This is a genomic window from Clostridium sp. AF50-3 (assembly GCF_003477445.1).
Taxonomy (GTDB): domain Bacteria; phylum Bacillota; class Clostridia; order Lachnospirales; family Lachnospiraceae; genus Otoolea; species Otoolea fessa.
In genome coordinates this window covers 32,931-54,416 of sequence record NZ_QUDH01000011.1, presented here as the reverse complement: position 1 = coordinate 54,416, position 21,486 = coordinate 32,931, and the positions used below count along the sequence as shown (strand labels likewise).

The 21,486-nt window shown below is 49.5% G+C and carries 19 protein-coding genes and 1 pseudogene; 15 read left to right on the top strand and 5 right to left on the bottom strand.

Annotated elements, in window-relative coordinates:
* Positions 1–2: 2 nt before the first annotated feature.
* Positions 3–1,184: a ribose-phosphate pyrophosphokinase gene (locus DW085_RS12635; protein ID WP_022359580.1), complete on the top strand. Its 1,182-nt coding sequence runs from the start codon at positions 3–5 to the stop codon at positions 1,182–1,184.
* A gap of 122 nt (positions 1,185–1,306) precedes the next feature.
* Here the strand turns inward: DW085_RS12635 and DW085_RS12630 are convergent, their stop codons facing one another.
* The 4 genes and pseudogenes from DW085_RS12630 to asnS form a co-directional block, all read right to left on the bottom strand.
* Positions 1,307–2,788 (bottom strand): hypothetical protein, encoded by a 1,482-nt coding sequence (locus DW085_RS12630; RefSeq protein WP_347475085.1) that lies wholly within the window; start codon positions 2,786–2,788, stop codon positions 1,307–1,309.
* Positions 2,785–3,165, bottom strand: a complete 381-nt coding sequence (locus DW085_RS20615; protein WP_347475084.1) for an AAA family ATPase — start codon at positions 3,163–3,165, stop codon at positions 2,785–2,787. Before DW085_RS20615 ends, DW085_RS12630 begins: the two co-directional genes overlap by 4 nt.
* Before the next feature lie 5 nt (positions 3,166–3,170).
* Positions 3,171–4,241, bottom strand: coding sequence for a DNA repair exonuclease (locus tag DW085_RS12625; protein WP_117796652.1), 1,071 nt, complete (start codon positions 4,239–4,241; stop codon positions 3,171–3,173).
* Between the two features lie 127 nt (positions 4,242–4,368).
* A pseudogene (gene asnS, locus DW085_RS12620) lies at positions 4,369–5,759 on the bottom strand (asparagine--tRNA ligase).
* 350 nt (positions 5,760–6,109) lie between these two features.
* On the opposite strand from asnS, the gene DW085_RS12615 reads away from it, so the two are divergent.
* The 10 genes from DW085_RS12615 to DW085_RS12570 all read left to right on the top strand — a co-directional run bounded on the left by DW085_RS12615 (position 6,110) and on the right by DW085_RS12570 (position 15,640).
* Entirely contained in the window at positions 6,110–6,973 is an 864-nt protein-coding gene (locus DW085_RS12615) for a DUF6282 family protein (protein WP_118492996.1), read from the top strand.
* Positions 6,974–7,015: 42 nt separating this feature from the next.
* Positions 7,016–8,095: a TRAP transporter substrate-binding protein gene (locus tag DW085_RS12610; protein ID WP_118492971.1), complete on the top strand. Its 1,080-nt coding sequence runs from the start codon at positions 7,016–7,018 to the stop codon at positions 8,093–8,095.
* 23 nt (positions 8,096–8,118) lie between these two features.
* Positions 8,119–8,619 (top strand): TRAP transporter small permease, encoded by a 501-nt coding sequence (locus DW085_RS12605; RefSeq protein WP_107001703.1) that lies wholly within the window; start codon positions 8,119–8,121, stop codon positions 8,617–8,619.
* Positions 8,616–9,905: a TRAP transporter large permease gene (locus DW085_RS12600; RefSeq protein ID WP_207722853.1), complete on the top strand. Its 1,290-nt coding sequence runs from the start codon at positions 8,616–8,618 to the stop codon at positions 9,903–9,905. Before DW085_RS12605 ends, DW085_RS12600 begins: the two co-directional genes overlap by 4 nt.
* Positions 9,906–10,043: 138 nt before the next feature.
* Entirely contained in the window at positions 10,044–10,397 is a 354-nt protein-coding gene (locus DW085_RS12595) for a LysR family transcriptional regulator (protein ID WP_118482239.1), read from the top strand.
* The gene (locus tag DW085_RS12590) at positions 10,382–11,017 is read left to right on the top strand and encodes a substrate-binding domain-containing protein (RefSeq protein WP_347475083.1); all 636 of its coding nucleotides are present in this window, start codon (positions 10,382–10,384) and stop codon (positions 11,015–11,017) included. Before DW085_RS12595 ends, DW085_RS12590 begins: the two co-directional genes overlap by 16 nt.
* Positions 11,018–11,274: 257 nt before the next feature.
* Positions 11,275–12,549 (top strand): glucose-1-phosphate adenylyltransferase, encoded by a 1,275-nt coding sequence (locus DW085_RS12585; protein WP_118473001.1) that lies wholly within the window; start codon positions 11,275–11,277, stop codon positions 12,547–12,549.
* Entirely contained in the window at positions 12,546–13,667 is a 1,122-nt protein-coding gene (gene glgD / locus DW085_RS12580; RefSeq protein ID WP_022359575.1) for a glucose-1-phosphate adenylyltransferase subunit GlgD, read from the top strand. The genes DW085_RS12585 and glgD overlap by 4 nt, the downstream gene beginning before the upstream one ends.
* A 36-nt stretch (positions 13,668–13,703) precedes the next feature.
* Complete coding sequence (gene spoVG, locus DW085_RS12575; protein WP_107001781.1) at positions 13,704–13,988, top strand: septation regulator SpoVG; 285 nt, start codon at positions 13,704–13,706, stop codon at positions 13,986–13,988.
* A gap of 155 nt (positions 13,989–14,143) precedes the next feature.
* Positions 14,144–15,640 carry a Na+/H+ antiporter NhaC family protein gene (locus DW085_RS12570; protein ID WP_107001699.1) on the top strand — a complete coding sequence of 499 codons (1,497 nt, stop codon included), beginning with the start codon at positions 14,144–14,146 and terminating at the stop codon, positions 15,638–15,640.
* 284 nt (positions 15,641–15,924) lie between these two features.
* On the opposite strand, the gene DW085_RS12565 is transcribed toward DW085_RS12570, so the two are convergent.
* Entirely contained in the window at positions 15,925–16,773 is an 849-nt protein-coding gene (locus DW085_RS12565) for a LysR family transcriptional regulator (protein ID WP_118492969.1), read from the bottom strand.
* A 228-nt stretch (positions 16,774–17,001) separates the two neighbouring features.
* Between DW085_RS12565 and DW085_RS12560 the strand changes: the two genes are divergently transcribed.
* From DW085_RS12560 to spoVT, 4 genes are all read left to right on the top strand, one after another.
* Positions 17,002–17,544: a chromate transporter gene (locus DW085_RS12560; protein WP_107001697.1), complete on the top strand. Its 543-nt coding sequence runs from the start codon at positions 17,002–17,004 to the stop codon at positions 17,542–17,544.
* Complete coding sequence (locus DW085_RS12555; protein WP_207655665.1) at positions 17,541–18,116, top strand: chromate transporter; 576 nt, start codon at positions 17,541–17,543, stop codon at positions 18,114–18,116. Before DW085_RS12560 ends, DW085_RS12555 begins: the two co-directional genes overlap by 4 nt.
* A gap of 954 nt (positions 18,117–19,070) precedes the next feature.
* Positions 19,071–20,459 carry a uracil-xanthine permease family protein gene (locus tag DW085_RS12550; protein ID WP_107001696.1) on the top strand — a complete coding sequence of 463 codons (1,389 nt, stop codon included), beginning with the start codon at positions 19,071–19,073 and terminating at the stop codon, positions 20,457–20,459.
* 125 nt (positions 20,460–20,584) lie between these two features.
* The gene (gene spoVT, locus DW085_RS12545; RefSeq protein WP_107001695.1) at positions 20,585–21,133 is read left to right on the top strand and encodes a stage V sporulation protein T; all 549 of its coding nucleotides are present in this window, start codon (positions 20,585–20,587) and stop codon (positions 21,131–21,133) included.
* Positions 21,134–21,486 lie beyond the last annotated feature (353 nt).

Sequence of the window (21,486 nt, the reverse complement as noted above, 5' to 3'; positions counted from 1 at the left end):
AAATGCTGTACGAAGAGAAAATCATTGAGACGATACCGGTAGGTCCGCTGGGACTGATTCCATTAAAGGGATGTGAGGAACTGGTAGGCAAGGTAGACAAATATCTGGTGGACTGGAGAAATGAGCGCGAGAGCGAGCACAAGACGTCGATCGCATTTTCAGGTTATCAGAGAGACTCCTACATCATCGGGGCAAACACACCGAGATTTGGTTCCGGCGAGGCAAAGGGCGAGATCAAGGCGTCGGTGCGCGGCGATGATCTGTATCTGATCGTGGATGTCTGCAACTACAGCCAGACATATTCTCTGTGCGGCATGGTAAACCATATGTCCCCGGATGATCATTATCAGGATCTGAAACGTGTCATTGCGGCAGCAGGCGGAAAGGCACGCCGTATCAACGTAATCATGCCGTTCCTGTATGAGAGCCGCCAGCATAAGCGCTCCGGCCGTGAGTCCTTAGACTGCGCGCTGGCACTGGAAGAGCTGGTAGATATGGGCGTTGAGAATATCATTACCTTTGACGCACACGATCCGCGTGTCCAGAACGCAATTCCGCTCAAGGGTTTTGAGACCGTTCAGCCGATTTACCAGTTTATCAAATATCTGCTGAAAAATGAGAAAGAGCTGGAGATCGACAGCGATCACATGATGGTCATCAGCCCGGATGAGGGCGGTATGTCCCGCGCTGTCTTCTTCTCCAACGTGCTGGGACTCGACATGGGTATGTTCTACAAACGCCGCGATTACACCAGGATCGTCAACGGACGCAACCCGATCGTTGCTCATGAGTTCTTGGGATCCAGCGTAGAGGGCAAGGATGTCCTGATCATCGATGATATGATCTCCTCTGGCGAGAGCATGTTAGATGTAGCGAAGGAATTAAAGAGCCGCAAGGCGAGAAAGGTATTCGTATGTGCGACCTTCGGTCTGTTTACCAACGGACTGCAGAAGTTTGACGAGTACTATGAGAACGGTCTGATCGACCGCGTCCTGACCACCAACCTGGTATACCAGACACCGGAGCTTCTCTCCAGACCGTACTATATCAGCGTCGATATGAGCAAATACATCGCGCTCATCATCGATAACCTGAACCACGATGCCTCCTTAAGCGAGCTGTTAAATCCGACTGGACGTATCAATAAGCTGCTGGCGAAGTATCGGGCGGGAATACGGGACTAAAAATAGACCTTTAAAATAGAAACAAAAAGAACGTCATTTCCGGACCAATACATGTCAGAAAATGGCGTTCTTTTTAATGTCATAGGAAACAGGCAATGTCACGGTTATGTATGAAAGGAGTCCTACAACCGCACTTCATGCACCGCAGCTCCTTCTTCCTTCAGCACCCGCATCTCCCTCTCATGACAAGTAAATACAAGAATCTGCCCGGAATAGGCGGTTGGCAGCCATTTGAGGACGGTTCTCAGGCGCTCGTCGTCGTAGAGGACGAAGCTGTCGTCAAAGATGAGCGGCAGCCGGTCTGCATCGCCCTGGATAAAGTGGGCGGCGGCGAGGCGCAGCGCCAGATAGATCTGGTCGGCGGTGCCGCTGCTGACCTGTTCAAGCGGGATCAGCTTCCGGCGGGTGTTTAAAAACGCATTCAGGTTCTCATCGATGCTGATGCTGGAATAAATTCCGCCGGTAATTCCGGCGATCAGGTCGGACGCAGTCTTATTTAAGTACAGGCCGAAAGAATCCCGGATGGTGGTGGAAAGCTCTTTTAAGGTATCAAGCGCCAGATCCACGGAGGCGATCTCCTGATGGATGCGCTCATTTTCATTTAAAATGTGTTTGAGCGCCGCTGCCCGGTCTTTGCAGGCGGATAGGTGCTCCAGCTTTTTTTCTAACTCCCATTGGACGCGCTGCTGTTCCTCGATGACAAGGCTGCAGTCATTCTGCTTTGCCATCAGCGCCGAGATCTGTTCGGAACGTTTTACCAGTGAATCCTCCGAGTTTGTAACGGCGTGGCAGAGCGTGATGAAGCGGTCCAGCCGCTGGGACAAAAGCTTCATGGATTCATCCGAAATCTCGGATTCGCCCAGGTGGCGGCGCAAAATCTCCGATAAAACAGAGGCACTTTTCTCCGCCTCCTGCCTGCGGCGGCTCCGGTGCCGTGTGACGCAGATTCCCAGCATGAGAAGCACAAGAGCGGCGACGCCAAAGATGAGGGCGGTGGGACCAGCTCCCAGCCACGGAGACGGAAGCGGGAAGAACGCCAGATATCCGCAGTATGCCGCGCAGATGGCGCAGATCGCCGCTGTGACAAAGAAAAACACCTGGAAAAACCGGGATCCCTTGCTGGAGGAAGACACCTGTGCATGCTGATAGTCCTGGTAGAGTGTTTCAGCCTGATTGCGGTACGCCTCGATGGACGCCTCGTCCGTAAAGGAAAACTCATCCAGTACCTGACGGCTCTTCTGCAGCCGGTCGGATAAATCTTCTTTTTCTATTTTCTGATGTTCCAGTTCATTTCGGACCGAGTCACGCAGCCTTGAGTATTCCTGTAACTGATTCTCATATTTTGGCGAAGAAAGCTCGCGTTCCAGCGCGCGGATCTCGCTAAGAAGGGAGGTATAGTTGACCGAAGCCTCCGGGCTTAACTGGGATTCAAATTGTTTGCGCTGATTTTTCAGATAGGCGGTCGCCTTGGTAATATTGAGCGCCATATTGCCGGATGTATTCATGTTGGCAATATAGTTTTTCAGTTCCGAAACCATGCCTTCATCGGTCGCACTCTTTAACTGGCTGATGCTGATGGTGTTGTTGTACATGGTTTCACTCATGCCGCCCAAAATTTCCTGCAAAACGGCACGGCCGTCCGGTTCCTCGCGTCCGGTCGTCTCGTTGATGACGGTAAATTCCTTCTTATTTTTCTGGAACGAGCGCTCGATCCGGTAAATGGTGCCGTCGTCGGATTCAAGCCGGAGCTGCCCCTCGTAGGTGCCGCTGTTTTCCCATGGCTCATATTTGCTGTAGATGTCGTTTCTGGCGGCGCGCCCCTCTGACGCTCGATGCCGAAGAGCATGCCGCGGATAAAGGTGTGGATCGTGGATTTGCCGGCTTCATTTTTACCGTAAATGACGTTTAACCCATCCTCAAAGGAGACGGCTGTGTCATGAAATTTTCCAAACCCACTGATATAAAGATCAAGAAAACGCATGGAAGCTAACTCCTTTCATCGGTGGTGAGAAGCAGGGCGTGGATGCCGTAAAACAGCGCCTTTTTCTCCACCGGACTCATGTCCGGTTTTTTCAGTGCCTGGATGTAAAAGCCGATCATATCGCTTGGATGCTCGGCAAACAGGGCGGAAAAATCGTATTGCGGTTCCGTCTCATCGATGATATCCGCGATGCGGAAACGCAGCTTTAAGGCGTCCAGATCGAAGGAAATATCGGGATCGCGCATGCCCTGCACCTTGAAGCGGAAAATATTGTCATTGCCGCGCTGTTCGATCTCATGGGCGATTTTTAAGTACAGCTCCGTGTTGGTCGTATCCGGCGTGACGCGGACGATGAGCGGGATGTAGCGGAGCTTCGCCATCGGAATAAAGTCCAGTGTCGTTACCTGACAGCTTTCCGGGTCGATCTCGCCGTAAAGGATGCCGTGCCTGCCGGTCTCGGTCTTATCAAGCGGCTCCGGGGAACCGCAGTATGCCATCTTTTTGTCCAGTAGGATCTCTGGCCTGTGGATGTGCCCCAGTGCGATATACGAAAATCCGGAGGAAGCCAGCGCCGCCCGGTCAATCGGGACGTGGTTCGCGTCGCCGCCGTGCCCCAGCAGAATGTGGATTTTTCCATCCTCCGGCGCTTCAAGAGCATCGAGGCGCGGCTCCGGGATCTCCGCAGTATAGTAAGAAAAGCCGGTCACCTCGGTGTTGATATCCTCAAAATAGACGGATGAGACATCCTCACTTTCCAGAAACGTCACGTTGGAAGCCCAGGAAAAGCTTAAAACAGCTGAATTTTTGCGGATCCGGTCGTGATTGCCCGCGATGATGACAACCTGTGTTTGCGGGATCGTGGAAAACAGGTAATTGACCTCTTTCAGGTCGCGCAGCAGCGGCTGGCGGTGGAACAGATCCCCCGCGATGAACAGGCAGTCCACGCGCAGTTCTTTTGCCTTGGCGATGATGGCGGTAAACGTATCGCGGATATCGCGGCTGCGCTCCCGGCTCCACGGCTTGTCGCTGTCCGGGGACATGCCCCAGTGGATATCGCCGGTATGGATAAATTTCACATTCTCTCCCCCTTTCAGGAGTCTGTCACTCCGTATGTACATATTGAAATAATAATAGAAAAGGGACTGCTGCAAATAGCAGAAAGCAGATTCCAGTATTTGCGACAGCCCCATAGTTGCTTATTGTTTACAGTTCACAGTTGTTTACGGTTCTCGGGAACGGGATGACATCGCGGATGTTGGAAACGCCGGTTAAGTACATCACGCAGCGCTCGAATCCAAGACCAAATCCGGAGTGTCTTGCGGAACCGTATTTACGCAGATCCAGATAGAAATCGTAGTCCTCCTTTTTAAGTCCAAGCTCGTCCATACGCGCCTCTAACTTCTCTAAGCTGTCCTCACGCTGGCTGCCGCCGATGATCTCGCCGATGCCCGGTACGAGACAGTCCATCGCTGCAACGGTCTTGCCGTCCTCGTTCATCTTCATGTAGAATGCCTTGATCTCTTTCGGATAATCGGTAACGAAGACCGGTTTCTGGAAGATCTTCTCGGTTAAGTAGCGCTCATGCTCGGTCTGTAAGTCACAGCCCCAGAATACCTTGTAGTCGAATTCGTCGTTGTGCTCTTCGAGGATGCGGACAGCCTCTGTGTAGGTTACATGACCGAATTCGGAATTTAATACGTGGTTTAAGCGGTCAAGGAGTCCCTTGTCGATGAACTGGTTGAAGAAATTCATCTCTTCCGGTGCGTGCTCTAAGACGTAGCGGATGACATATTTTAACATATCCTCGGCAACTTCCATGTTGTCGTTCAGATCCGCAAATGCCATCTCCGGCTCGATCATCCAGAACTCAGCTGCATGACGGGTCGTGTTGGAGTTCTCTGCGCGGAAGGTCGGTCCGAAGGTGTAGATATTGCGGAATGCCATCGCGTAGGTCTCGCCGTTTAACTGACCGCTGACAGTTAAGTTAGTTGGTTTTCCGAAGAAATCCTGGGAGTAGTCAACCGTGCCGTCGTCCTTTTTCGGAACATTGTTCAGATCCATCGTGGTAACCTGGAACATCTCACCGGCGCCCTCGCAGTCACTTGCGGTAATCAGTGGAGTGTGGACATACACGAAATCGCGCTCCTGGAAATACTGATGGATCGCGTAAGCTGCCAGGGAACGTACACGGAACACAGCCTGGAAGGTGTTGGTTCTCGGACGCAGGTGGAGATGGTACGCAGATACTCAAGGCTGTGGCGTTTCTTCTGAAGCGGATAATCCGAAGCGGACGGTCCCTCAACGGCTACCTCGGTCGCCTGAATCTCGAACGGCTGCTTTGCCTCCGGGGTTGCAACCAGGGTACCTTTTACGATAATGGATGCGCCTACGTTTAACTTGGAGATCTCCGCAAAGTTCGGCATTGTATCATGGTAAACAACCTGAAGTGTCTCAAAGTAGCTGCCATCGCTCACAACGATGAAGCCAAAGTTCTTGGAACCGCGCACGCTTCGTACCCAGCCGCCGATCTGAACTTCTTTGTCCAGATACGTCTCTCTGGAACGGTAAATTTCTCTTACAGTGGTTAAATTCATCTCAGTAAACTCCTTATTTTGCAAAATAAACTTTCTCATGCGGACTGCCCTGCAGTGTTCAGACCGTGTTTAACTTTCATTATACTGTATTTTTCTTGTAGATTCAAGGGACGGAGGGAAATTTGCGGGGGAAGAAACCTGCCCGCATAAAAAGTGACAGCTTTAAAAATTAACAGAAACAAATGCAAAAACAGAAGGAAAGGGCAGAAAACAAGCTGGGTATTGTGTCAACTCTGTGAATACTTGTTTTACAGAGACAAATGCCCGGTGTTAGAATGGGGATAAAGAAAGAAAACCGCGGAATACTTTCAAAGAGTCTATCAAACGGAAAGGGTGTAGACAGAAGAATTATGACTGAACTTGACGCAAATAAAAAAGCGGAAGAGCTTCTGAAAGGTGCGTACGATTTACATGTACATTCATCGCCCTCTGTTTTTCCGAGAGAATTGGATGGATTCCAGTTGATCCGGGAGGCAGACGCGGCAGGAATGGCGGGAGTGATGCTGAAAAGTCATTATGAATCAACGGCTTTGCGGGCAGAACTGATCAACCGCTACAGCGGCTGTAAGGCGAAAGCGTATGGCGGGCTCTGCCTCAACTGCCCGGCGGGCGGCTTGAATGTATACGCGGTGAAAAATGCATTGCGGGCGGGGGCAAAAATTGTATGGATGCCGACCCGGGATGCGAAAAACAGCCTAGTATTCGGAAACATGGAGGGAGATTTCTTCGACCGCAGGGGTATTACCATTCTGGAACAGGATGGAACATTAAAAGAATGCGTCTACGACATCATGGATGCTATCAAGGAAAAAGACGCATTTCTGGCAACAGGACATATCAGCCCGGAGGAATCCCTGATTTTATGCAGGGAAGGACGGAAACGGGGGGTCAATATGATTTTGACACATCCAGAGTTTCCAAGGACGAGGATAGGAAGAGACGATCAGGCGGAACTGGCGAAGCTGGGGGTTGTGATTGAGAAGAACTGGTTTAATCTGGCACAGAAAAGTGTGATGCCGGAAGAGATGGCAGAGACGATTCGGACCGTTGGAAGTGGACACGTATATCTGGCAACGGACCGCGGGCAGGAAGGGGCGCCGACACCCGTTTCGGAATTGAAACGGTTTATCGCCGTGATGCTGACCTGTGGGATTGCGGAAGCACAGATACGGGACATGGTCCAGAAGGTACCGGAAGAAGTGGTATGCAGATAAATTTATATAAATGCACATTTTTTAGAAGGAGGATTTTACATTATGAGGAAAGACAGAGTATTGGCAGGGGCATTAGCAGCAGTGACAGCGCTCAGCATGACAGCGTGCGGCGGCGGACAGGCAGGTGGTACCACACAGGCAGCGGCGGCAGGAACACAGGCGGCAGTCGAGAACACCGCTAACCCGAATGCCGAGACAACACTCAGCATCGGTTATACGACCGCAGCAAACGCAGATGATCCGTATCACTTTACAGCAACCAAATTCAAAGAGATCGTGGAAGAAAAATCCAAGGGCAGAATTGCGGTCAACCTGTATGCGAGCAGTCAGCTTGGTTCCGAGCCGGAGATGTGGGAAGGCATGCAGACCGGAACATGCGACATGGCAGTCATGACGAATGCATATGTTTCTTCTTATGTACCGGCAAACGGTGCATTGGATCTTCCGTTCATTTTTAGCGATCTGGCACAGGCACGTGAGATCGTAGACGGCGATTTCGGTCAGTCCCTGATCGACAATATGGACGGAACAGGCGTTACATGTCTTGCATTTTCTGAGGGCGGATTCCGTCAGTTATGTACAAAGGACAAAGAAATCAAAGCACCGTCCGATTTGAATGGACTGAAGATCCGCTGCATGGAGACAAAGATTTACCTGTCTGCTTATAAGGCACTGGGTGTAAATGCAACCCCGATGGCATGGGGCGAGCTTTTAACTGCTCTGCAGCAGGGTACCGTAGATGGCTGTGATGCACCGTTAAGCGTATTATATACCAACGGTTTCCCGGATATCTGCAAATACATTGATAATGTAAACCTGTTCTATTCTCCACTTCCGGTATGTATTTCTACCAGCGTATATGAGTCCTTATCTGAGGAAGATCAGGCGATCTTAAAAGAAGCAGCACAGGAAGCAGCCAAAGAAACACGTGAAAACAACGATGCAACCGCTGAAAAGATGGAGTCAGATCTGACGTCTCAGGGCATGACGATTGTATCCTCTGAGGATGTAGATACAGAGGCATTCCAGAGTGCCGTACAGCCGTGCTATGACGAGATGGAATCCTACATCGGTTCTGAGTGGGTGGATCAGATTAAATCCCTGACCGGCACGGAGGGGTGATTGCAGAAAGAGGGTTTGACAGCATGAAAAAATTAGAGCAGGTTTCAGACATAATTAATAAGTGCGTCAGTTACATAGGAATGGTGATCTTTATTGTCCTGATTGTTGCCTGTGTGGCACAGGTGTTTTTCCGCTTCATTCTGAATAATTCACTGTCATGGAGCGAAGAACTTGCCCGGTACTGTTTTATCTGGATGCATATGCTGGGTGCTTCCTTGTTGATTGAGGGAAGCGGACATGCTACAGTAACAGCAATCCTGGATCTGATGCATGGAACGCTTCGAAAAATTGTCGATATTATCATTGAATTAGTTATCTTTTTTGATGGAACCGTAATGCTGTACGCAGGCTTAAAGCTTGCGTACAGCTCCAGAACCAACTTGAGCACCGCGCTTTCTGTCCCGATGTGGTGTATCAATTCCTCCGTGGCAGTCGGCGGAATCCTTCTGATGTTTCAGGCATTTGTAGCGATTGCGATGATCGTATCAGCGACAGAGAGAAAGGAGGATAAACCGGTATTATGACACTTGTATTAGTAGTATTATTTGGTCTGATGCTTTTAGGCATTCCGGTTGCATTTGCAATCCTTTCTGCCGGAATGGCATATCTGGCGACAACGGGAGGAAGTATGCTGGTAGTCGCACAGCGGCTGATTTACGGTCTTAACTCCTTCACACTGCTTGCAGTCCCACTGTTTATATTGGTAGGAAACCTGATGGATTTCGGTGGTATTTCCAAACGTCTGACCGATTGGGCGAAGAGTATTTTAGGCTGGCTTCCGGGCGGACTTGGAATTGTAACCGTATTCAGTTGTGCGATCTTTGCAGCGCTGACGGGCTCCGGTCCGGCGACGGTAGCAGCGATTGGTTCAATTATGCTTCCTTCTATGCTGAAGGCAGGTTATTCCAGAGAAACGAGCGCGGGGTTAGTTGCATCGGCAGGTGCATTGGGACCAATCATTCCTCCGAGTATTCCCATGATTATTTATGGAGTTACAATGAATCTTTCAATTCCGGCAATGTTTATGGCAGGGGTTGTCCCGGGACTTGTTATCGCACTGGCGTTATCGTTAGTCAATGTCGTATTCGCATACAGGAATCCGGAGGTTCTGAAACATGCGAAGACGATGAAGTTTGATTTTAAAGAATCCATGAAATTGTTCTGGAAAGCGCTGGGCGCTCTGGGACTTCCGGTTCTGATTCTAGGCGGTATTTATGGCGGTATCTTTACACCAACCGAATCCGCAGCGGTCGGCATTGTTTATGCGCTGATTCTGGGTTTTGCATTGAAAGAACTGAAAGTAAAAGATTTACCGAAGATCCTGATCAATTCCCTGAAAACATCGACAATGGTCAATTTCATCATCGCGGCGGCGTCCCTGTTCTCCTGGGTTGTATCGAAATCCCAGATCGGAATCGTGATTTCCAATGCATTTATCAGCTTCGTAGGTGGCAGCCAGGCACTTTATCTCTTCGTACTAGTTGTAGTGCTCTTAATTGTAGGCTGTCTGATGGATAACGTAGCGGCAACTCTGATTCTGGCACCAATTTTAATTCCGGTTGGAATTGCACTCGGATGTAATGAACTCCACATCGGTATGCTGTTCTGTATTTGCCTGGTAGTTGGATTCGTAACACCTCCGTTTGGATATAATCTGTTTACGGCGGTTTCGATTTCAGGCTTGAATTTTAAACAGATTGTAAAGGGAGCGCTTCCGTTCCTTTTGACGGAAATATTGCTTCTGTTTGTATTTGCATATGTACCGGGAATCATCACATGGCTTCCGAGACTAATGGGGTACGGATACTAAGTATTAGAAAAATACGTAAGAAAAAGGGGCTATGAAAAGACAGCAGAAGAGACTTGAAAGGTCAATGCGCTGTTTTTTTACGGCTCCTTTTGGTTAGAATAAGAAAATAGATAGAACTGAGAACTGGCGGAGGAAACAATGAAAATAGGATTCGAAGTTTTTTTGGTGGTAGCCAGAGAAATGAGTATTACAAAAGCTGCAAATGAGCTTCATATTACACAGCAGTGCGCCAGCGATCATATAAAGAGGCTGGAAAAAGAGTATAATGTCGTGTTGTTTGAGCGGCGTCCCAAATTCCGTCTGACACAGGCTGGCGAGATCATGCTTCATAACCTGTTAAATATCCAGATTATGGAGACGAGTATGAGCCGGAGTCTAGCGGGGATAGCGGAGGGGACGGTGGGCGGTTTTACCTTGGGAATCAGTACATCCCGCGCGCCGATCATACTGCCCCGTGTGCTGCCGCGATATTACCAGTGTTACCCGAGGTAAATATATCCTTTACGGAGGAGGACACACAGATTCTGGAGGAACGCCTGTTGAACGGACAGGTAGATTTATTTATCGGGGTCAATACGTCACCGCATCCGGATTATAAAATCCAGACCCTGACGACGGATGAGATCATCCTGGTTATCTCCGCCAAGCTTTTGAGGCGGGAATTTAGCAAGCAGGAGATCCGGCAGATGGAGGATGGGATTGATCTGAAACGGTTTTCCAACATTCCGTTTACGCAGAGTTTCAAGACCGGAAAAGTCAACCATGCGATTCAGGAATATCTGGACAGTTATAATGTAAAGCTTAATGTCATCTATAACATCAGTGATAGTGAGACGCAGATTCTGCTCTGCGCGTCCGGCATCTGTGCGGCGCTGTGCCCGAAAATGCTGCTGGCAGCCGCGTACCGTCACAATCAGACCTGTAAACCGGAGGATGAACTCTATATGTTCCCGATCCGGAACTTGGGACGGGAGTTAAAGATCGAGCTGGTCAGCCATCGGAATGCGATGCATCCGATGTATATACAGGACTTTGTCCATATCTTACAGGAGGAGTTGCCGCGGATTGCAGATTCGATGAGTCTGGAAGAATTGAGAAAGAGTATACAGTAAAAAAGCCTTGAATCGGAAATGCTTTTGAGTCAAAAGTGTCTCAGATTCAGGGCTTTTTTTCAGTTCACGGGAGGTTCACTCTCAGATTCCACATCCCGGAATTACGAAAATATTATGTAAAAGGAACGAAAAATGTCGGAAAATGTACAAAATTGGGACAAATTCTATTAAAAATTTGTTCACTATTTTCGTGAAGTATGTTATAATAAAAACAGGTTTAAAATACACATTATATGTGAGCATCGAGGGGTGATATCGTGATTAAAAAGGAAATGATAGCTATGCTGTTGGCAGGCGGACAGGGCAGTCGTCTGGGTGTCTTAACTCAAAAAGTAGCAAAACCTGCGGTTTCTTTCGGAGGAAAGTATCGAATCATCGATTTTCCGTTAAGTAACTGTATCAATTCGGGAGTGGACACGGTAGGCGTTCTGACCCAGTATCAGCCGCTGCGGCTGAATGCACATATTGGAATCGGTATTCCGTGGGATCTGGACCGCAACGTAGGTGGTGTGACGGTACTTCCGCCGTATGAGCGGAGCAAAGGAAGCGATTGGTACACCGGTACGGCGAACGCGATCTACCAGAATCTGGAATACATGGAAACGTACAATCCAGAGTATGTGCTGATTTTGTCCGGCGACCACATCTACAAGATGGACTACGAGGTAATGCTGGAATACCACAAAGCAAACAATGCGGATGTGACGATCGCGGCGATGCAGGTTCCGATGGAGGAGGCAAGCCGTTTCGGTATCGTTATAACCGATGACAACAACCGCATTACGGAGTTTGAGGAGAAACCGGCGAATCCGCGCAGCAATTTAGCTTCCATGGGTATTTACATATTCAGCTGGAAGGTGCTCAAGGAAGCGCTCATCAAGCTCTCGGACGAGCCTGGATGTGATTTTGGAAAGCACATTATCCCGTATTGCCATGCAGCTGGAAAACGTATCTTCGCATACGAGTACAACGGCTACTGGAAAGATGTCGGAACCCTTGGCTCCTACTGGGAGGCAAACATGGAACTGATCGACATCATTCCGGAGTTCAACCTGTATGAAGAATACTGGAAGATTTACACGAAGAGCGATATTATTCCCCCACAATTTATATCGGAGCAGTCCAAGATAGAGCGCAGTATCATCGGCGAGGGCACCGAGGTATACGGCGAAGTCATTAACTCGGTCATCGGAGCAGGCGTTACGATCGGAGAAGGTGCGGTGATCCGTGATTCGATCATCATGAAGGGCACGACGATCGGCGCTGGCACGGTTGTGGATAAGGCGATCGTGGCGGAGGACGTTACCATCGGTGAGAATGCCGAGGTCGGCGTCGGAGAATATGCCGAGAGCAAGTACGACAAGAAGGTATATCAGTTCGATCTGGTAACGATCGGAGAGCGCTCCGTGATACCGGATGGAGTGAAGATAGGACGGAACACAGCGATTTCCGGTGTGACGACGGCAGACGATTATCACGGCGGCGAGCTGGAGAGCGGCGATTATATCATAAAGGCAGGTGGAATACAATGAGAGCGATCGGGATTGTTTTAGCTGGCGGCAACAGCAAGAGAATGAGAGAATTATCCAATAAGAGAGCCATCGCAGCGATGCCTATCGCAGGCAGCTACCGCAGTGTCGATTTTGCTCTGAGCAATATGAGCAATTCCCACATCCAGAGTGTGGCGGTACTGACGCAGTACAACTCCCGTTCCCTGAATGAGCACTTGAGTTCTTCCAAGTGGTGGGATTTCGGACGTAAGCAGGGCGGCATGTATGTATTCACACCGACGATCACGGCAGAGAGCAGCGACTGGTACCGCGGTACCGCAGATGCGCTGTATCAGAACCTCGATTTCTTAAAGAAAAGTCATGAGCCGTATGTGGTCATTGCAGGCGGCGACTGTGTCTATAAATTGGATTACGGCAAGGTACTGGAGTATCATATTGAAAAGAAAGCGGATATTACCGTAGTATGCAAGGAGATGCCTCCGGAGGAGGACGTTACCCGCTTCGGTCTGGTGAAGTTAAATGATGACGGACGTATCACAGATTTTGAGGAAAAACCGATGCTGGCGACCTCCAGCATGATCTCCTGCGGTATCTATGTAATCCGCCGCCGTCAGCTCATCGAACTTCTGGAGCGCTGTGCAGCAGAGGATCGGTATGATTTTGTTACCGATATTTTAGTCAGATATAAGAACCTCAAACGCATTTACGCGTATAAGTTAGGAACTTACTGGAGCAACATCGCTTCGGTTGATTCGTACTACAAGACGAACATGGATTTCCTAAAACCGGATGTACGCCACTATTTCTTCAAGGAATACCCGGAGATCTACTCCAAGGTAGATGATCTTCCGCCGGCAAAATACAATCCGGGTGCAAATGTCAAGAACAGCCTGGTATCCAGCGGCTGTATCTTAAATGGTACGGTGGAGAACTCGGTTCTGTTTAAGAAGGTATATGTAGGCAATAACTGTATCATCCGGAATTCTGTTATTTTAAATGATGTTTACATCGGGGACAATACAGTGATTGAGAATTGTATTGTAGAGAGCCGTGATACGATCCGCGCCAACACGACGCACATCGGTACGCCGGAAGATGTAAAGATTGTCATTGAGAAGAACGAGCGGTTTACATTATAGGGTACATCAAAGAACAGACGGAAGGGGTAAATGGGTATGCAGATTACAGACGTAAGAGTGCGGCGGATAGAGAAGGAAGGTAAGATGAAAGCCATCGTATCCATCACACTTGACAATGAATTTGTGGTTCATGATATCAAGGTTATTGAGGGAGAGAAAGGACTTTTTATTGCTATGCCGAGCCGTAAGGCTGCGGATGGAGAATACCGGGATATTGCCCACCCGATTAATTCGGAAACCAGAGACATGATTCAAAATGTCATTCTTGCCAAATACGAGGCGACAGCTCTGGAACTGGCAGAGCTGGAGAAAGCAGAGTAAAAAGCAGGAAAAGAAAGTAAAAAGAGAGAAAATATGAAAAAATGTCCCCGGACGCTGGACAAAGTGCCCGGGGACATTTATTATGTAGATATAGTGTGCTCAAAAACGGGCAGAATTTGCCCGAATGTGTACAGATAATCCATAAGGGGGTAATTATGAGCGGTACGATTTTTTCTTTAATACCGCCTATCGTAGCCATTGCGCTTGCATTGATTACGAAAGAGGTGTACCTGTCTCTGCTGATAGGTATTATGTCGGGCGCGTTTTTATTTACGGGTCCAAATCCGCTTCATGCGGTGGAAACAATGATCGCGATCATGGGCGAGAAGATCGGGGGCAATGTCAACATTCTGCTTTTCCTGGCATTTCTCGGCATCGTGGTAGCACTGATCACAAAGTCTGGTGCGTCGAAGGCTTATGGTGAGTGGGCGTCCCACGCGATCCGCACGAAGAAGGGCGCGCTGTTTGCAACCATGTTCCTCGGAATGCTGATTTTCGTGGATGACTATTTTAACTGCCTGACCGTCGGCACGGTTATGCGTCCGGTGACGGACAAGCACAAGATCACACGTGCGAAGTTAGCCTACATCATCGATGCGACGGCGGCGCCGATCTGTATCATCGCGCCGATCTCAAGCTGGGCGGCAGCGGTCGGTTCTTCGCTTCCGGAGGACAGCGGAGTGGACGGCTTCAGTCTGTTCCTTCACACGATTCCGTTTAATCTGTATGCGCTTCTCACGATCTGCTTCATGCTCTTTTTGGTAGCAGGCGATTTTGATTTCGCGGCGATGAAACGCTATGAAGAACAGGTGAAAAAGACCGGAAAAGAGACGACGGTCGAGGCGGAGGCGATGGAGATCTCCGGCAACGGAAAGGTTATCGATCTGATTCTTCCGATCCTGGTTCTGATTGCGTTCTGCGTCAGCGGTATGCTGTATACAGGCGGCATCCTGGACGGAGTTGGTCTGGTCGAGGCGTTCGCCAACTGTGATTCGGCACTGAGCCTGGTGCTTGGTTCCTTCTTCACACTGGTGTTTATCTTTGCATTTTACATGATCCGCCGTGTCATCCGGTTCAATGAGTTCTGTGAATCCTTCACGATCGGCGTCAAGGCGATGATCCCGGCGATCATGATTCTGTGCCTTGCCTGGACTCTGTCTGGTATCTGCAGTGCGGATTACTTAAACATCGGCGGCTATGTCAAAGAGGTAGTGGGCGGCAATGCGCTGGTCGGCTCCCTGATGCCGGCCCTGATGTTCGTCATCGCGGCGGGGCTGGCGTTCTCGACCGGTACGTCCTGGGGTACCTTCGGTATTCTGCTTCCGATTGCATTTGCGGTGGTTGGCGCTGAAAATATGAACAGCCTTACGATCGTGACGGCTTCGATTCTGGCAGGTGCGGTCTGCGGCGACCATGTTTCCCCGATCTCGGATACGACCATCCTTGCGTCGGCTGGCGCCCAGTGCCACCACATCAACCACGTATCGACCCAGATCCCGTATGTGCTGTGCGTAGCGGCGTGCTGTTTCCTCGGTTATCTGGCGGCCGGAATTACCGCCAATGGCTGGGTGGGAACCGGCGTGGGATTCGCAGCGCTGATTGTGGTTCTGGTTATTCTGGATCGAAAGAATAAAGGGACGAAAGAGGCGTAAAAGCATCGGCAGTAAACGAAAATTGGTTCGTTTACTGCCGATTTCTTTCGTTTCATCGGAGGAAGCGGTCGTATCTTCCGCCGGTGTATCGGTAGCAGCTGCGGTTGTTTCTGCCGGAGCAGAAGATTGTCCGCATCCTCTTTATGAAATAGCGGTGGCATGGAAACTTTGGAAAAACGCATTCCCCACCAGCGATAAACTCCGTTCCTTCCGTTTGACCAGACAGATACTTGAGTGGATCAGCGGCTGGGTGATGATCCGGCGGATCAGGGCGGGATCGGAATTTAAACAGAGGGCAGATTCAGGCGCGAGCGCGATGCCCAGCCTTCGGACGCCCATAAAAGGGCGGTTCTGGCATCTTCGGCAATGCAGACGATGTTCGGTTCCAGCGCCTGTTCCTCAAAATATCCCAGAATCAGCGGCTGCCAGCGGCGGTAAAGAATGAGCGGCGCGCGGGTGAGGGCGGAGAGGGGAAGAGATGTGGGCGTATGGCTTTTTTGTGGTTCGGAAGCGTCGGATGCAGGCATAGGGTGGGAACTTTGAATCACAGAACCAGTGTCGGATGGAGGAATGTCGGTCAGAAGGGCATTCGGGCATTCCTGGTAATGGCTCCAGATCATTTCGCGCCCGATCGCCAGAAATGCCTCCGGCGGCAGTGTCTGCATCTCCAGCCCGGCTTTGGCAAATGGCGTCCGGATCACGGCGAGGTCGATCTGGTTGGAGTGAAGCAGATCGAGCAGGTGGTAGGAATTGGACTCATGGAGTTCAAACAGGGCTTTGGGATAGGATCGCCGGAATGGGGCAAGATAATGCCGGGTCACAAATTCGACGGCGGAGGAGATGATGCCAAGGCGCACAACGCCCTGAATCTCCTGTTTCTGTGCAGTCAGCTCCGTGCGGGCAGCCTGGCTCAGATCGAGGATCGCAAGCGCCCGGTCGTAGAACGTCTTTCCAGCAGGTGTCAGTCGGATGCGGCGGGAACCGCGTTCAAATAGCGTCACACCCAGTTCTGCCTCCAGAAGCTTCATCTGGTGGCTGAGCGGCGGTTGTGAGATATTCAGTTTTTTGGCTGCCTGGGAAATATTTCCCTCGTTGACGATGGTGGTGAAGTAGGATAACTGGCGAAGTTCCATAAATGCTCCTTCCTGTTCGGATTCGTTGTAAAACTGTGTATACGGCAGATATATTATATAACAAAATCCGATAGAATAACAGGCGAACTATATTTTTCTGATATATATTCTATATCCGAATGGTATTTTTCAGGCTCCTTGAATTCTGGTATGATACATAAGCAGGTATATACTGGAAATTCCAGAGAAATAAAAGTGTAGGGATAATACGGAAGGGAGTGGGCAGAAATGAAAGAACTGCTGGATATGTTTCTGACGTTTGCCAGAATCGGAGGGTTTACCTTCGGCGGCGGATATGCGATGCTGCCGATGCTGCAGAAAGAGGTAGTCAATGGACGCCATTGGGCGACGGATGAAGAATTGATGGATTACTACGCGATTGGTCAGTGTACACCGGGTATCATCGCGGTCAACACGGCGACGTTTGTCGGTTATAAGAATCGGGGGATTCCGGGGGCGATTGCGGCGACGCTGGGAGTCATTGCACCGTCGCTTGTCATCATTATGATTATCGCGGCATTTATCTCGAACTTTATTGAACTTAGCGCTGTGAGCAGCGCCTTTGCAGGCATCCGCGCCTGCGTCTGTGTGCTGATCGGCAGTGCGGTTGTCAAACTGGCAAAGAAATCGCTGGTTGATAAAGGGGCGATCGCGATTGCGGCGGTTGTGTTTGTACTGGCACTGTTTACATCGGTTTCCCCAGCGCTTCTTGTTGTTGTGGCGGGTGCGATCGGGATTGTACTGAAGGGCGGAAAGGGGGAGAAGAAATGATGCTGATACTTGAATTATGCTTCCGCTTCTTCTGCTGCGGACTGTTTGCGATCGGAGGCGGACTGGCGACCCTCCCGTTCCTTTACAATATTTCCAAGGAGACGGGATGGTATACCTTTAATGATATTTCCAACATGATCGCTGTCTCCGAGTCCACACCGGGACCGATGGGAGTCAATATGGCGACCTACGTCGGCTTCCATATTAAGGGGATTCTCGGCGGACTGGCAGCGCCACTCTCACTGGTGCTTCCGTCGGTCATCATCATTGTGATTATCTCGAAGATTCTCGATAAATTTAAATCATCCGCGATCGTACAGAATGCGCTCTATGGACTTCGCGCGGCATCTACCGCCCTGATTGCGGCAGCCGGTATCGGCGTGGCAAAGATAGCGTTCCTCCATGTCGGCGAGGATGGCAGCCTGGTGCTTTCCAAGCTGTTTTCCATCATCAACTGGAAGGCGATCGTACTGGCACTTGCGATCTGGTACGGCTTAGTCAAATGGAAAAAGCACCCGATCCTCTACATCGTGGTGGCGGCTGTGACTGGAATCGTGTTCCAGTTCCACTAGGGAAGATAGAAGAAAATAGAACCATTTCCAGAAGAGGTAGTTCGGTATCGGCATATTCTTTTGGGGTGGTTCTTTTTTGTCATAGGAAGCTTCATCCTATGACAAAACGCTCTGCGGGATGCGTACTCACGCGAAGAAGAAACATGCCGCAAGCGGCCGTGCGAGAAGCCCGGATGTGTCAAGGCACATGATTTGTTCATGGGACTTTCTTCATTTTACAGGAAATTGCGCCCTATAAAACAAGAAATACAAGAAATTGCGATCGTAAAGCGCAATAATAGTTAGAAACAGAGCAAATAAAACAGAAATACACAACAATTACAAAAATATAATCAGATAAATAAAGAAAAATATGAAAAATAATTAGAAATAATACTTGACAAAATGGAAATTATCTAGTAAAATAAAACCATCAAAAGAAACAGAGATAACCCCAACAAACGGTTACCATAGTTTCTAGGACGAAATAAGGAACAAGGAGGACAGTCCAATGGGATAGTTAGTTACTAAAAAACATGATCATGGTTTTAAAAACCGAATTTATCCAATAAATAAAAAGATAAAAATCGGTATCGATGGAATCCATCATCATACAATCTCTAAAAGAGTTTACATAGATACATGTAATCAAAGGAGGAGATTCATATGAAAGGAAGAGGTCCATAGCACATTTAAAACAAAATATAAAAGAAAGAGAGGTTATATAGTGAAACTTCGGGATATTTCATAAAAGAGCTGTCTGATGACGAGAAAGTCGGACAGCTCTTTTTTTGTGCAATAGGAAATTCCTTGGAATTCCCCATTACACAAAAAGGCACATTCTTTGTTTTGTTTACAGAAAATCGAAGCAAGCGCGGCAGAAAGGTTGACGAATGAAGCCAAAAAGGATATTCTGGAGAATGAAAATTATATACATTACAAAATGAAGGGAATTGTTGGAGGTATCTATCTAAAATGAATGAAAACGACATGGTCATTAAAGACGCCAGAACACTGGGTCTGCCGAAGATGCTGCTTTTAGGTTTGCAGCATATGTTCGCGATGTTCGGCGCGACGATCCTGGTACCGATTCTGGTCAATACCTATTTTGAGGGAGAGGGACTTTCGATTCAGGTAACGCTGATGTGTGCGGGTCTGGGAACACTGTTTTTCCATGCCTGCTCTAAGTTAAAAGTCCCGGCGTTCCTCGGTTCCTCGTTCGCATTCCTCGGTGGATTTGCGACGGTGGCAAACTTGGACAGCGGTATTTTTGCAGATATGACGATGGGCGAGAAATTGCCATATGCCTGCGGCGGTATCGTGGTAGCGGGTGCACTGTACCTGATTCTGGCGCTGATCATCAAGCTGGCAGGCGTGGAGCGCGTCATGCACTATCTGCCGCCGGTTGTGACAGGTCCGATCATTATCTGTATCGGTCTTTCACTGGCGCCGTCCGCGATCGCCAACGCATCGACAAACTGGCTGATTGCGTTGATCGCGCTGGGAACCATCATCGTTTTTAATATCTGGGGCAAGGGAATGTTCAAGATCATTCCGATTCTGATGGGCGTTGTGATCTCCTATGCAGCGGCAGCAGTCTTCCAGATGATGGGAATGACAAACCCGGACGGAAGTGCGATCCTGAATTTCTCAGAGGTAGCGACGGCTTCCTGGGTCGGACTTCCTCCGTTCCAGCTGTGCAAATTTGACCCGACGGCGGTCATGGTAATGGCGCCGATTGCGCTTGCGACGATGATGGAACATATCGGCGATATGTCGGCGATCTCCGCGACGGTCGGAGAAAATTTCCTTGCGGATCCGGGATTGCACCGGACGCTGGTCGGCGATGGTATCGCAACATCTCTGTCGGCACTCGTTGGCGGTCCTGCCAATACGACTTACGGTGAAAATACGGGCGTTCTGGAATTAAGCCGTGTTCATGACCCGCGTGTCATCCGGATTGCAGCTGTCTTTGCGGTGATTCTGAGCTTTATTCCGAAGATGGCAGAGGTCATCGGTTCGATGCCGTCTGCCATCATCGGCGGCGTTAGTTTCATGCTATACGGTATGATCTCCGCGATCGGTGTCCGCAACGTGGTCGAAAACCAGGTGGATTTAACCAAATCCCGGAACCTGGTAATCGCTGCGGTAATTCTGGTCTGCGGGCTGGGATTCTCCGGCGGTCTGACCTTTGAGGCGGCAGGAACCTCGGTTACCCTGACAGGCCTTGCGATCGCAGCGATTGCGGGCGTTCTGCTCAATGTGATTCTTCCGGGTAATGATTACCAGTTCGGCAAGAATTTACAGGGCGACATCAACCGCGGTGTGGCGATCAATCCGAATCCGAAGAAACGGCAGGAATAAAAAACGCAAAAATTTTCAGTTCTAAAATTAGGACGAACCATTTCAGATGTATAATCCGCCTGCATTTCCACATACTACCCATAAGACACACGATATGGCAAACGTGGTATGCAGGAGGAAGAATCATGAAAGCTACAGGAATTGTGAGAAGAATCGATGATCTGGGTCGCGTTGTCATCCCGAAAGAGATACGCCGGACGCTGCGCCTTCGGGAAGGGACGCCGCTTGAGATATTCACGGACCGCGAGGGCGAGATTATATTGAAAAAATATTCACCGATGGTGGAGCTGGCGGCATTTGCCGTGCAGTACGCGGAGGCGATGGCGCAGTCCACGGGGCTGATGGTCTGCATCGCGGACCGGGATCAGATCATCGCGGTATCCGGGGGACCAAAGAAGGAATATTACCAGAAGACGATCAGCCGGGCGCTGGAGCTGGCAGTCTCCGAACGTCAGAATATCTGTGCGGCGCGGGGAGAAAAAGCATTTATCCCGATTACCTCGGATGAGGTGGAGGAGAGCAGCGCCGAGGTGATTGTGCCGATTTTGAGCGAGGGAGATGCCATCGGGGCGGTGATTCTCCTCAGCCGGGAGGCAAAGCAGGCGCTTGGAGGGGCGGAGATGAAGCTGGCAGCGACGGCAGCCGGATTTCTGGGACGTCAGATGGAAGGATAAAAAAAGATAAATGAGATAAATCTGCCTGGAAACAGGCGGTGAGAGAAAAAAAGACGGGATCGATGGAAAACGTAAAGAGAGATAAAACTCCTGGGAGGTTGTCCATCGATCCTGTTTTTGATAGTCCTGTATTTGATAAAAACTGGTATTTGATATAACAGATATATCGAAAAACAGACGAAAGCGCAGGGGAGTTCACAGATACTCCATGATTTTTCACAGAAAAAGCACAGCAAGGCGCACGACAAACGCATGAGTAAATAAATTGTGAACACGCCCCTTTTTTGTTAAAATTAAGAAAGAGAGGTTATATAGTGAAACTTCGAGATATTTCATAAAAGAGCTGTCTGATG

What these genes read in the sequence shown, in the direction of transcription:
- DW085_RS12635 (WP_022359580.1), top strand. Translation starts at nt 3, where the DNA reads ATGCTGTACGAAGAGAAAATCATTGAGACGATACCGGTAGGTCCGCTG.
- DW085_RS12630 (WP_347475085.1), bottom strand. Translation starts at nt 2,788, where the DNA reads ATGAGTGAAACCATGTACAACAACACCATCAGCATCAGCCAGTTAAAG.
- DW085_RS20615 (WP_347475084.1), bottom strand. Translation starts at nt 3,165, where the DNA reads ATGCGTTTTCTTGATCTTTATATCAGTGGGTTTGGAAAATTTCATGAC.
- DW085_RS12615 (WP_118492996.1), top strand. Translation starts at nt 6,110, where the DNA reads ATGACTGAACTTGACGCAAATAAAAAAGCGGAAGAGCTTCTGAAAGGT.
- DW085_RS12610 (WP_118492971.1), top strand. Translation starts at nt 7,016, where the DNA reads ATGAGGAAAGACAGAGTATTGGCAGGGGCATTAGCAGCAGTGACAGCG.
- DW085_RS12605 (WP_107001703.1), top strand. Translation starts at nt 8,119, where the DNA reads ATGAAAAAATTAGAGCAGGTTTCAGACATAATTAATAAGTGCGTCAGT.
- DW085_RS12600 (WP_207722853.1), top strand. Translation starts at nt 8,616, where the DNA reads ATGACACTTGTATTAGTAGTATTATTTGGTCTGATGCTTTTAGGCATT.
- DW085_RS12595 (WP_118482239.1), top strand. Translation starts at nt 10,044, where the DNA reads ATGAAAATAGGATTCGAAGTTTTTTTGGTGGTAGCCAGAGAAATGAGT.
- glgD (WP_022359575.1), top strand. Translation starts at nt 12,546, where the DNA reads ATGAGAGCGATCGGGATTGTTTTAGCTGGCGGCAACAGCAAGAGAATG.
- spoVG (WP_107001781.1), top strand. Translation starts at nt 13,704, where the DNA reads ATGCAGATTACAGACGTAAGAGTGCGGCGGATAGAGAAGGAAGGTAAG.
- DW085_RS12570 (WP_107001699.1), top strand. Translation starts at nt 14,144, where the DNA reads ATGAGCGGTACGATTTTTTCTTTAATACCGCCTATCGTAGCCATTGCG.
- DW085_RS12565 (WP_118492969.1), bottom strand. Translation starts at nt 16,773, where the DNA reads ATGGAACTTCGCCAGTTATCCTACTTCACCACCATCGTCAACGAGGGA.
- DW085_RS12560 (WP_107001697.1), top strand. Translation starts at nt 17,002, where the DNA reads ATGAAAGAACTGCTGGATATGTTTCTGACGTTTGCCAGAATCGGAGGG.
- DW085_RS12555 (WP_207655665.1), top strand. Translation starts at nt 17,541, where the DNA reads ATGATGCTGATACTTGAATTATGCTTCCGCTTCTTCTGCTGCGGACTG.
- DW085_RS12550 (WP_107001696.1), top strand. Translation starts at nt 19,071, where the DNA reads ATGAATGAAAACGACATGGTCATTAAAGACGCCAGAACACTGGGTCTG.
- spoVT (WP_107001695.1), top strand. Translation starts at nt 20,585, where the DNA reads ATGAAAGCTACAGGAATTGTGAGAAGAATCGATGATCTGGGTCGCGTT.